1 protein-coding gene (running past one end of the window) is annotated in these 13,534 nt (G+C 65.1%); it reads left to right on the top strand.

The genetic code is table 11. The features are described from left to right. Nucleotides 1-427 precede the first annotated feature (427 nt). A protein-coding gene (locus tag RUU78_RS15915; protein WP_313918322.1) for an SDR family NAD(P)-dependent oxidoreductase crosses the window boundary here: on the top strand, nucleotides 428-13,534 show its 5' end (the start). The gene runs 14,526 nt beyond the window's last position; the window shows 13,107 of its 27,633 coding nt (coding positions 1-13,107); its start codon is at nucleotides 428-430; the stop codon falls past the right edge of the window.

The raw sequence follows: 13,534 nt of genomic DNA, 5'->3' as shown, positions 1-13,534 counted from the left end.
GGTCGTTGGGCGGCTGGCCCGCGGCTACCCACTCTATTCCCGGCAGTGTCCGGGGCGCGGGGGGGGGGGGGCGAACTGATTTTTGCCGTATTGAAATTTTCTGGCCGTCATACGGCCGCTAAGCCGCCAAGTCCTAGCAGGAGCGGGTCAGTCTATGTTGGACGTACTCAATCGATATGCGCACGGATTCGTGGTTGTCCATGTGCTCGACGCATGCGGCAAACGCGGCATCCTTTCGTATCTGCATCAGTACGCTCCTTTGCCGTTCGACCGGCTGGCAGCTGCGGTCCATGCAAACCCAGGACATCTCAAAGTCGCGCTGCGGATGTTCGAGTCGTTGCGCTGGATCGCGTGCACTCCTGACGGCAGCCTTGAGCTGACGCTTCTGGGACGGCGCATTTGCGCCGGTCCGGCAAGCCTGGAGCCATTGCTGAATTTTCCCTTCGACGAGTACCTGCAGCATCCCACCCCCCCCAGCTTGATCGCGGTCGTCGATGCAGTCCGCGCACAGTGGCGCGACGGCGGAGAATATCTGCTCGATCTGCTGGACGGAGCCTGGGTCATTCCGCTGTGGCTGAGGCTGCGCGGGCAGGGGCAGACGGCGCTCGCGGCGAGCGAAATGGGTGGCGAGGCCGCTGGGAACAGCCGGCCAGCCGTCCTCGACCTTGCCGGTCTTGCCTGTGCGGCGGAACTGCGCGCGATTTTCGCACGGTACGGCTGGATCGAGGTCGTGCAACCCGGCGGAGAATCTCCTGGGCTCGCGCCGACGCTCACCGCGGCGGGCGCCTTCCTGTTTGATCGCATCGGTACTGCCGCTGCGCTGGCATCGTACAAGCCGATGCTGTCGCGCGTGGGCGAACTGCTTTGCGGCAACGCCGCGCAGGTCTTTGCGCGCGATGCCTCGGGCAACGAGACGCACGTGGACCGGCGCCTCAATGTGCAGGGCAGCGGATTCCAGCACCAAAAATTCTTTGCCGATCTCGAACGGGTCATCGTTTCGATCTTCGACAACGACGACTACGCCGCGCAGCCGCGCTATGTGGCGGACATGGGCTGCGGTGACGGTAGCCTGCTGCGGCGAATTTATCGCTGCGTCGAGCACAAGACGCGCCGGGGACGTGTGCTTGAGCGCTACCCGCTGGTACTGATCGCGGTTGACTACAATGCCGAGGCGTTGGAGGAGACCGCGCGGATGCTGGAAGGCATCGGCCATGTGGCGATCCGCGGCGACATCAACGATCCGCAACAGATGCTGCGTGATCTCGAGCATCAGGGCATCGCTGATCACGACGCAATCCTGCATGTCCGGTCGTTCCTCGATCACGACCGGCCCTACCTTGCGCCGCAGGATGGCGCTGCCGCCGTGTTGCGTGACCGACGCCTATACTCGGGTGTCTATGTGGACGACCAGGGCGGCGAGGTCGCCGCGGCCGAGGTCGTGCAGAGTTTCGTGGAGCATCTGCGACGCTGGGCTTCGGTGCTCAATCGGCATGGACTGATCGCACTGGAGGTGCACTGCATCGAGCCGTGGTTGCTGGCGCAGCATCTGGACGAATGCGAAAGCCTTCATTTCGATGCCTATCACGGCTTTTCCCGCCAGTACCTGATTGAGGCGGATACCTTCCTGTGCGCGCTTGCCGAGGCCGGTCTGTTTCCGCGACCGGCGAAACTGCAGGACTACCCCCGCCTGCTGCCGTTCAGCCGTATCACGCTGAACCATCTGGTCAAGCGGCCCTACATCGTGCGGGCGGCGCGAACCGGCGACCTGCCAGCGTTGCTGGCGCTGGAGCAGTCCTGTTGGCCGCCAGAAATGCGCAGTTCTGAAACCGCATTGCGCCGGCGCATCGAAGCGGACCCCGGCGGCAACAGCGTCATCATTGGCAACACCGCCACCGACGGCGCTGACCACATCCTCGGCGTGGTGTATAGCCAGAGAGTGGCCTCGCTGTCGCAGCTGGACAATGCCACTTACGAAGGACTGCCCGCGCTGCGTGTGGACAACGGGCCAGTGCGGCTCCTGCTGGCGCTGATGATCGACCCTGCGGCGCAGCATTTGGGGCTGGGCCAGCAGCTGCTCCAGTTCACCCTGTGCCGCGCCAAACTGCAGAATGGCGTGGAGCGCGTGGCGGGATTCACCCGCTGCAGGAATTACGGCCGTCACCGGCACATGCCGTTGCAGGAATACATCCGCACGCTTGATGCACAGCAGCGTCTCGTCGATCCAATACTGCAGTTCCACCAGATCCACGGCGCGAAGATCCTGCGTATCGCCGAGAATTTCCGCCCGTCGGACAGCGACAACTTGGGTTGCGGGGTACTCATCGACTACGACCTGCAGTTGCTGTCGATGGCGGGATACGACGATGCCACGCTGTCCGGGGTGGATGACATGGCGATGTCGGTCGCCGCTGCTACGGTCGGGACTAGCGCGCCCGCGCGCAGCCTGGACAGAAAAACGGTGATCGAAGGCGTTCGCCGCGTCATCGGCCGGCTGCGCGGAATCGCCGCGACCGATCGCATCGATATCCGCCAGCCACTCATGGAAATGGGGCTGGACTCCATGGACCTCATGGAGCTACGTGTGACGCTGGCGAAAGAATTCGACCATCCGATGTCGCCTGCTTTCTTTTTTGAATACCCGACCATCGACGGCATTGCTAACGCGGTCGCCCGCGATGCCGCGGGCACGGACATCGCGCCCGCGGCCGATGCCATACCCGCTGCACAGCCGGCTGAAAGCGCCGACGCGGTGGTGGACCCTTCGCTGATCGCGGTCATCGGTATGGAATGCCGTTTCCCGTCGGCGGAAAACGTGGATGAGTACTGGGCCCTGCTTGCCGAAGGGCGTAGCGCGATCAAGGACATTCCGGCGTGGCGCTGGCGCTGGCCGCAGGGTCTGGAGATCGGACGCGATTTCGCCGGCGTGCACAAGGCTGGTGTGGTCGACAGCGCAGCCTGTTTCGATGCGGATTTTTTTCGTATCTCGCCGCGTGAAGCCGAACTCATGGACCCGCAGCAACGGGTGCTCCTGGAGCTGAGCTGGCAGACGTTGGAGAGCGCCGGCTACAACCCGCAGTCGCTGCAGGGCAGGCGTATCGGCGTGTATATCGGTGCCTGCCACTTCGAGTATCGCGAGAAAATCGCGGCGGCTTTTCCCGAGGGCGGAGCGCAGTTGGCGACCTCGACCTTCGCATCGATTCTTGCCAACCGCGTATCGTATTTCCTCGGCCTGACCGGCCCCAGCATCGCGCTCGACACTGCCTGTTCAAGTGCGCTGGTGGCGGTTGACGAGGCGTTGGCTGGCTTGCGTGACGGCGAGTGCAGCATGGCTCTGGCGGGTGGCGTGAACTTCCTCTGCGCGCCAACTAACAGCCTGTCCTTCCACAGCGCCGGCATGCTTTCGCCCACCGGCCAATGCCGGACGTTTTCGCAGACCGCGGACGGTTATGTGCGTGGAGAAGGTGCGGGACTAGTCCTGCTCAAGCCGCTGCACGAGGCCTTGAGGGATGGGGACCAGGTCATTGGTCTCGTGCGCGCGTCGGCGACCAATCACGGCGGCATCGCTTCATCGTTGACGGCGCCAAACCCGCATTCTCAGGCGGAACTGCTGCGGCGCGCCTACGCGCGCGCCGGATTCCCAATCACCGACATCAGTTACCTGGAGGCTCATGGCACGGCGACAGCGCTGGGCGATCCGGTGGAAGTCAGTGCCATCCAGATGGCCTTTGCAGATGCAGCGGCGACCGATGCCCGACTGCTGCAGCGGCGCTGCGGTCTAGGTTCGGTCAAGACGAACATCGGCCACCTTGAAGGGGCCGCGGGTATCGCCGGGCTGATCAAGGTGCTGCTGGCGTTTCGCCACGGGCTGGTGCCAGCGTCGCTCAATGGCGAACCGGCCAATGAGTATCTCAAACTGGAGTCGGGTCCCCTGTATGTCGTGCATGCCTTGCAGCCCTGGCGCGTCCACACTGACGCGAACGGCAAGGCGCTGCCGGTCAGAGCCGGTGTCAGCTCGTTCGGCTTCGGCGGTGCTAACGCCCATGTGGTGCTCGAACAGTACGAGCAGGCGCCGTCGACGCCAGCGGCTTTGCTGCCGATTTCCCGGCTCATCGTCGTGTCGGCGCGAACGCATGTTCAGCTGATGGCGGCTCTGTCCGACCTGCGCGAGGCGGTGCGCGCGCGCGTCGGCAGGGCGTCCCTGCCGCAGGACGGAGTCGCCTACACGCTGCAGGCCGGCAGGGCTGCATTTGAATGCCGCTTCGCCTGCGTAGTGGATGGCATTGACGCGCTTTGCGAAACCTTGGATTCGGTGCTGGATGACGTCAGCCGTGCCGGTACCGAACACACCCTGCGCCATTTCATCTCCGCGCGCGTGCCTGCCGGTCCGGTCGACAACGACCTGTTAGCCGAAGCGATGACGCCGGATTTCATACAGTCCCTGCTGGCACGCGGCGGTGTGGAAAAAGTCGCGCGACTGTGGGTCGGTGGTGTGGACATCCCCTGGACGGCGTTGTATCCGCATCCGCCGCGCAAAGTGCGGCTGCCCGCGTATCCGTTCGCGCGCGAGCGCCATTGGCTGGACAACGACCGGCATTCGGGCGGTGCGCTGCCGGCCGGGGAACTGGCATTTCATGCCGGTCCGGTCGTCGATGCCGAGGTTCTTCTGGCGGTCGAGTCATGGCAGCCGACAGCACTACCGGTGCCTCTGCCCACGGCATTGCCGGCGCGGGTGATCTGTCTGTGCGACAGCGCGCTGCATCGCGCGCGGGTTCGCGCGTGGATCGCGCTGCGCTCTCCCGGAACCTCGATCAGCTTTGTGGTGCTAGCCGCGGCGGACGGCGAGCCGATGGCTTGCGACGAAGACGATCTCAATAGGTTCGCCGCCGGCGGGCACGGTGGCTGGGTCGGTGCGCGGCGCTGGCTGCTGGAGCAGGCCTGCGCCGATACCTGCCTGCTTTATCTGCCGGCGATCGAATCGCCGCAAGCGGCAGCGGATTCGCGTTTCATCCTGCGGTTGCTGCAATGCCTGGGCGACGGCGACATGGCTCGCCCGCTGACGCTGTTGCTCGCCGTGCCCAACGGCGACGGCAGCGGCAGCACGCACGCGGCGGCGCAGTTCGACGCGTGGAATGCGCTGGTGCTGGGTGCAAGGCAGTCGTTGCCGCAGCTGCGGGTCGCCGTGGCCTGCCTGCCGTCCGCTCCTTTCGAGACGCAGCTGGATCTCGTTCTGGACGAACTCTGTCAGCCCGTGCTCGAGAACGTCTGCTACATCGGCGGGCTGCGGCATGTCGCGCGCCTGGAAGAAATTGCGCCAGGCAGTCCGGCAGCGTCGGCGTCATCATCCTGGCTGGTTGAAGGCTGCACTTGCGTCATCACGGGGGGCTGCGGCGGCATTGGCGCGCTTGTCGCCGCCCATCTGGCGCGCACCTGCCGGGCCAATCTGGTACTGGTGGGCCGGCGCCCGACAAACGCGGCGATTGAGCAGCAGATCCGCAGTCTGGAGGCGCTCGGCGCGCGTGCAAGCTATGTGAGCGCCGATGTGGCCAGCATCCCGGCGATGGCTCAGGTTTTTGATCGCGCACAAGAGCAGTTTGGCCGTGTCGTCGGTGTGATCCATGCGGCAGGACTGCACGATCCGCGACCCTTGCAGCAGCTGGAGGAGGCAGACCTCGACGCCATTGTGCGGCCTAAGGTCGACGGCACTGATGTGGTGCTGCGGCTGGCACGGGAACGGCAGTGCGAGTTCGTATTCCTGTTCTCGTCGGTCGCGGCGCTACTTGGCGATTTCGGGTCGTGCGCCTACGGTTTTGCCAACCGGTATCAGTATGCGCTGGCGAACCGCAGCACCGATGCCGGAGAGCCGCGGCTCATCAACGTGCTGTGGCCGTTGTGGGCGTCCGGCAGCATGGGTCTGGCCGCTCCTGAAGCCACGTCGCGCTATCTGCGCGCGACGCACCAGCAAGCGCTGACGGACGCGGCGGGAATGGACCTGTTCGATCGCGCGCTTCGCGAAGGATGGGTGAACCGCGCGATCTTCTTTGGCAATGTCCGCCACCTGCGTGCCTCGCTCGGCATCACGGAGCCCGATCGCGATGCGGTGTCCGGCGCAGCCGCTGCGCCGCTGCAAGAAGACCTGCGCGAGGTGTTGCGCCGGATTGCCGCGGATTACCTGAAGCAGCCGCTGCACAAGCTCGGCTTGCGCGTCAATTTCAGCGACGTCGGCTTCGATTCCATCGGCCTGAAGATTTTCGCGCGGAACATCGAGGCCGGCCTGGGCGTCGGCGGGCTGACGCCGGTCGTCTTCTACAACCACCCCACCATCGCCGACCTGGCCGATTACCTGATGCGCACGTTTGCAGGACGCTTGCGTGTGGCCGGTGCGCCCACAACGGAGCTGCCCGTCGGCATGCCGCTGCAGGCAGCGCAGCGCGGTATTGCGATCATCGGAATGAGCGGCCGGGTGGCCTCGGCACAATCGATCGACGAACTGTGGCTCGCCCTCCTCGAAGGGCAGAGTCTGGTGCGTGAGATTCCGCCTTCGCGCTTCGACTGGCGTGACTACTACACGCCTGCGCCCGCGGAGCCGCAGCGTTCCGTTGGCCGCTGGCTTGGCGCGCTGCAAGGTATAGACGAGTTTGATGCGACGTTCTTCGAACTGTCGCCGAACGAAGCGCGCGTGCTGGATCCGCGCCAGCGCCTGCTGCTGCAGGAGAGCTTTCATGCGCTGGAGAACGCCGGCATAGGGCCTCTCCAGCTCAAGAAGCAGCAGGTGGGCATATTCGTTGGCGCGGAGAATTTCGCCGCCGCCACGCTGGCGCCGCCGGGAAGCAGCCTGACCGCCGACCATGACGCCATGCTGGCGTCGAGGGTCAGCTATTTCCTCGACCTGGGCGGGCCGGTCATGACCGTGAACACGGCCTGTTCATCGTCGCTGGTGGCACTACATCAGGCCTGCAACAGCCTGGATGCCGGAGATTGTGATGTGGCACTGGTGGGCAGCGTCAATGTGCTCATCACCCCGCAGCCCTATCTGGCCATGTCTGCCGCGGGGATGCTGTCCCCTTCGGGAAAATGCCGCGCTTTCGACCACAGTGCCGATGGCATCGTCCCTGGAGAGGCGGTTCTGGCGGTGGTGCTCAAGCCGGTGGCGCAGGCGCGCGCCGATGGGGATCGAATCGAGGCCATCATCGAGGCGCGCGGCGTCAACTGCGACGGCAGGACCAATGGCATTACCTCGCCCAGCGGCAAAGCGCAGGCGCGGCTGATCCGGGAGACCTACCGCCGCTACGGAATTGATTGCCGCGATATCGGCTATGTGCTGACCCACGGCACGGGCACCGATCTGGGTGATCCGATAGAGGCCGGCGCGCTGGCCGAGGTGTTGCTCGAAGCGCAGGTCGAGGTGGCTTCCTGCGCGATCACATCGGTCAAGACCAATGTTGGCCACTGCTTCGCCGCGTCCGGACTGGTCAGCGTGGTGGCGATGGTCCAGGCGCTGCGGCACCAGGTCATTCCTGCCAGCCTGCATCTTGATCGCGCCAATGCCTATGTCGACTGGTCGGCATCCCCGCTGTTCGTGAACACGGCGAACCGGCCCTGGCCTAAGGTCTCCGGCCGGCGCCGCCACGGCGCCGTCAGCGCGTTCGGCATGAGCGGGACGAATGCGCATATCGTGCTGGCCGAGGACGGGCTTCTCGCGCAGCGGGGAACCGCTGACGCCGGGCCGCCTGTCGCGCAGTTGTTCCTGCTGTCGGCCAAGAATTCGCGGGCGCTGCGCCAGAGGGCCACCGATCTGCTTGACTATTGCGCCAGCGGCGACTTTAGCAATTATTGCGCCAGCGGCGACTTTAGCAATGCCGAGCTTGTCACGATCAGCTACACACTAAGCCAGCGGCGACACCACTACCGCTGCCGCTGCAGCTTCGTCGCCGCGGACCTGGACGAATTCCGGCGCGCCCTGTCCTTGATCGCCAAAGCCGATAGTGCTTTCGGCGAGGCTGGCACATTCGCGCGCCTGGAGGCTGCCGTACCCGGATCTGGTTCTTCAGCGGACCTGGCGAGCGGTACCGCTGTCGTGTTCCATCGAGTCGGGCGCGATTTCGAAGCGGATGCGGCGCAGCGTTCCGCTGCGGCTGCCGTGCTGGCGCGTATTCCCGGCGAGGCGGCACAGGTGGGGCTTCGCGCTGGTCTGCTGCAGACACTGGGCGAACTCTATTGCCTTGGACATCTGGACGATCTTGCGCCGCTGTATCAGGGTTTCGGCGGCGTTGCACTGCCGCTGCCGGGCTATCCCTTCGCCAGGACGCGGCATTGGCCCGAGCGGCTGGCCAGCGGCGCGTACGAGCCTGCTGCTGACTGCGCGCGGGCGGGATCCTCGCGCGGTGATGCCCCAGAAACCCCTGTTCCTGGCATTGTCGAGACGGGTGCGGACGTCGCGGGAACCGCGGCTCGCACCGTCGCCGCCAGCGTCTCGTCGCTGGCTGCCCGCCGCGGCCCGGTCGCGGCGCTGGCCAAACCCAGTGGCATTGTTCTCAGCCCGCCCGAGGCGGCGGCTGCGCGTCCCGTGCCTGGGCGAGCGGGGGGTGCTTTCGGGCTCATGCCCACAGAAACCTCCCACGCACCGGAACCGCAAGCGTCACTGGCTTGGAGGCGTGATGTCGACGGTGTAGCCGCGCTGGTGCTGCCGGTCGCACCCGTCTGTGAAGTCGCTGAGTGGCGCGATCAGCTGGCGCGTGTGCTTCGGGCTCAGGAAGTGCGCGTGCTGCTGATCGAAGCCGATGACGGAATGCGCACGGCAGCACTTCAGCAATGGGCCGCGCTGCTTGCGGACGTCGCTGTGCCTGTAGTCTTGCTTTGGGGCAGTCCACTGGATGCCGGCGCCGCGCCGCTGGCGGAAGCTGTCGATTTCGTGTTCGCGCCGGACCAGGCAACCGCTGCTGCGGGGGGCGCAGGTTCGGCGCACGCGCGCGGGTATGAACATGCACGGCAGCTGGCGCGCAAACCGCGCCGCGCATTGCTGGAGCTCAAGGCCAATCTGGCCGGGCGTGCGGCGTGGCCGCCCATGGCGGATGTCTGCCGTGGCGTGCAGGACTACCAACGCCGATGGAAGAACTTCGTTGACCAGCTCGAGTTTGCTCCGCAGCTGGCCGCGGGGCGCCGCATCGCCCTGCAATCCGACGTTGTTTCGCTCATCGTGTTCGAGCCAGGCATCGTCGTGATCACGCTGCGCGACGAAGCCAACAAGAACATGTTCACAGATGCCGCTTTTTCCGGTATCGCGGAGGCGTTCGGGCACATTGCCGCCAGCAGCGAATACAGGGTCGCTGTGCTCACTGGCTACGACGGCTATTTTGCGTGCGGCGGGGACAAGGCTGGCTTGCTCGCGATCCAGCGCGGCGAGCTGAAGTTCACCGACCAGAACATCTATCACCTCCCGCTGACGTGCGCGATCCCGGTGATCGCCGCCATGCAGGGGCATGCCATCGGTGCCGGCTGGTCGCTGGGCAATTTCTGCGACGTCACCGTTTACGCGCGCAATTCGTCGTATATTTCTCCCTATATGGAATATGGCTTCACGCCTGGGGCCGGCTCGACGCTGATCTTTCCGGCGCGTTTCGGATTCGCGCTGGCGCGGGAAATCCTTTTCCTGGCTCAGGAGCAGCGCGGAGACGCGTTGGCCGCGCGTACTGGCGATCTGATCAGCGTTGCAACGAACAAGGTGCTCTCCACGGCGATGGCGATAGCCATGCATATGGCGAAGACGCGGCGCGACGACCTGGTCGCCGAAAAGGACAATCGCACGGCCCTGCTGCGTTCGGAAGTTGACGTCGCGTTCGAGCTGGAACTGTCGATGCACGCAAAAACCTTCGTCAACAACGACGAAGTGCTCAGCCGCATCCACGCGCATTTCGACCAGCTTGAACCCGCTGCCGCCGAAATCGGAGCGGGCTCGCCGGCACGAAGCGTGGACAACCCCACGGCAGCGGACAGTGCCGCCGTCTATCGGCGTCTGCTGGAACTGCTGGCGGCCGAACTCGCGCTGGATGTTGCTGACGTTGACGAATCTGCTCCGTTCACTGAAATGGGCCTGGATTCGATCATCGGCGTGACGTGGATCCGCAAGGTCAACACTGCGCTCGGCCTCAATGTCAAGGCGACCGCGATCTACCAGTACCCGACGCTGGATGTGTTTGCTCGCTATCTGGCCCGGCTTGGAGCACGGGCTGAGCTGGTGGCTGCAACGCCGGCAGCGGCCGGCGGCGGTGTGCCACTGCCGCCGGCGCCTGATGTCGCGGCGCAGCCGGCTTCGCAGCCCGTCACCAAGGATCCTGACGCGGCGGCGCTGACGCTGGCAGGCGGCGAGCACGGCGGCCGTCCCCTGCTGAGCGACATAGCCATCGTCGGTATGGCTGGCCGCTTCCCGGATGCGCCCGACCTGGCCACCTTCTGGAACAACCTGTGCGCGGGAAAAGAATCCGTCCGGCCCGTGCCCGCCAGCCGCTGGCCGGTCGACGAATTCTGCAGTGATGATCGCCACGCGCCGGGTAAGGCCTATGGGCGCTGGATGGCGCCGCTGGACGACGCGGAGTGCTTCGATGCGCCGTTCTTCAACATTTCGCCGCGCGAGGCGCTGGCGATGGATCCACAGCAACGGCTGTTGCTGCAGGCGGCCTGGCATTGCCTGGAAGACGCCTGCTACGCGCCCGAGTCGATGGATCTGGACCGCGTCGGAGTGTTCGTCGGCTGTGCGCCTTCCGACTACGGGCAACAGGCGCCGGAATCGATCGACGCACATTCGATCACAGCGAGCGACAGCTCCATTGTGGCCGGCCGCATCGCGTATTTTTTCAACTTTCGCGGTCCTTGCCAGTTCATCGATACGGCGTGCTCGTCGTCGCTGGTCGCGATTGCGAATGCTTGCGACAGTCTGAGCCTCTCCAATTGCGACTTCGCCCTGGCCGGCGGGGTCACGGTGATGGCCGGGCCGCGAATCCATCTGCTGACCAGCAAGGCAAACATGCTGTCGGACGATGGTCATTGCCATGCCTTCGACCAGCGCGCGAATGGCCTGGTACCAGGCGAAGGCGTAGGTCTGCTGCTGCTGAAGCGATTGCGGGACGCGACCAGCGCCAACGACCGCATCCTCGGCGTGATTCGCGGCTGGGGAATCAACCACGACGGCCTCACCAACGGCATAACCGCGCCCAGCCAGCGCGCGCAGGCGGCGTTGCAGCAGTCAGTCTATGCAAGGTTCGCGATTGATCCGGCTGACATAGGGCTGATCGAGGCGCATGGAACCGGCACCAAGCTTGGCGACCCGATCGAGATCGAGGCGCTGATCGAGTCCTTCCGCAGCGCGACCAGCAGGCAGAGCGCCTGCGCGGTTGGATCAGTCAAGAGCAATATCGGGCATCTGCTGGCGGCGGCCGGCGTCACTGGCGTCATCAAGGCGCTGCTTGCGATCAGGAACCGGCAGATCCCGCCGAGCATCAATTTTAGCCGTCTCAACGAGCATATCGAGTTGGACGGCACTCCGTTCTTCATCAACGACACGTTGCGCGATTGGCCGGCACCCGCTGGCGCAGCTCCGCGCATGGCGGCGGTGAATTCATTCGGCTTCAGTGGAACAAATGCACATGTTGTGATCAGTGAATGGAACACGCCGAACGTCATTACGTCCTTGCCGAACATTGCGGTCAGGCCCGGTGCCGCGTCGCAGCTCGAACAACCTGCGCTAGTCATCCTTTCCGCACGTAGCGCAGCGCAGCTGCGACAGCTGGCCGGTCGGCTGCGCCAATACCTGGAGACGCCTTCGCAGCCGTTGCCGGATTTGCGCGACTTGGCCTTCAGCCTACAGGTAGGGCGCGCCGCCCTGGCGCACCGGTTTGCGGTGCTCGCCAGCAGCCACTTCGGGTTGAGCGACGCATTGACTGCTTTCCTGGGCGGCCAGCTTGACCAGACGATGTTCGTCGGCGAAGCCGCTGAGCGGGGTCTGCTGCGCGATGACCCGCCGCCGCAGCGCCTGCACGCCGAGGAACCGGCGGATCTTTCCCTGCTGGCGCGGAAATGGGTTGCTGGTGCTGTTGTCCAGTGGAGCGCGCTGCACGCAGGCACACCGCGGTGCCGGGTCTGGCTGCCGCTCTATCCGTTTGCCAAGGACCGCTACTGGAGCGGTTTCCAGCGCTTCGATGCTGGCACGGGCTCGCGGCCTGCCACGGTCTTGCCGGTGAACGCAGAAGTACAGCAGCCGGTGAGCGTTTCGCTGGAGCTTGATGCCGGCGAATTCTATTTCGACGAGCATCGGGTCAATGGCGTGCCGGTACTGCCCGCGGTCGCGCAGATCGAATTCGTCCGCGCAGGACTGCGTATCGTGCCTGGACCGGACAACTTCCTGGAATTTTCCGATCTGGTTTGGGCCAGTCCGATTTCACCGGATGCTGGCGGCGCGCGCATTGCCATCTCCGTCGGCGTTGCCGACGCGACCGAAATGGCCCAGCCTGGCCATGGGGCGCGGGTGCCTTTCCGAATTTATGTGGAAAATGAAAAAGGGTCTTTTGGGCACGTCAGCCAGGGCAGTTACCGCGTGGCGCGAATGGAACGGCCGCCGGTAGTTGATCTGCCTGGGCTGCAGGAGCAGTGCAATGGTCCTGCACTCGCGCCCGAAGCGCTGTATGCGCGGTATCGAGCCATCGGCATCGACCATGGCAGCGCCTTCCGCTGCATCCGCTGGATCGGTGCGTCGCCGGACACATCGCGAGCGCAGATCCTCTCCCGCTTGGAGCTGCCCGCTGCCGCTGCGGCGACGCGCTCACATTATTTCGCGCATCCGGCGCTGCTCGACAGCGCGCTGCAGGGCTTCATGGCCCTGTGCGAAAGCACGCGCAGCCGCCATGCGAGCCGTCTGTCGCTGCCGTTTGCCGTGCGTCATGTGAACATTTACCGCGCCTGTCCCGACGAGGTGTACGCCTGGGTCAGGTATAGCGAAGGCAACGATCCGGACCATGTTATCCAGAAGATCGATGTCGATGTCCTGGACGCGGCCGGCCGCGTCTGCGTCAGTTTCCGCGAACTGTCGAACCGGCAGGTAGACCCGCACAGGCAGCCCCCCTCGACTGATGACGGGCAGGCCGCTGAAGATGCCCGCCAAGCGCATCCCGAGCTGGGCCAACCCGAGCCCACACTGACCTATCTGCATCCGGAGTGGCTGCCGCAGGCGCTGGCACAGGAAGCAGCCGGAGCGACGCAGGACAGCGTCGAGCACTGCGTGTTACTGGTGAACGCTGCGGCTGCGTTGCCGGCGGCGCTGCGCGAACTGCTGCCCGCGTGGCAGATCGAAAGCCTTGCGGCTCGGCGCGAAGGGCATGAGGCGCAGGACGCCGGTCAGCAGGCCGAGTTGGCGGCGCTCGAAGTGATCGGCTGCCTGCAGCGCCTGCCAGCGCTGCCGCCGCAACGCTTGCGGCGCGTGCAAATAGTCGATCTGCACGCTGGCCACGCAGGGCTGAGTGAAGGCCTTGATGCGCTGGCGCGGACATTC

Source organism: Tahibacter sp. (assembly GCF_032229445.1).
Taxonomy (GTDB): domain Bacteria; phylum Pseudomonadota; class Gammaproteobacteria; order Xanthomonadales; family Rhodanobacteraceae; genus Tahibacter.
This window is presented reverse-complemented; position numbering and strand designations above follow the sequence as displayed.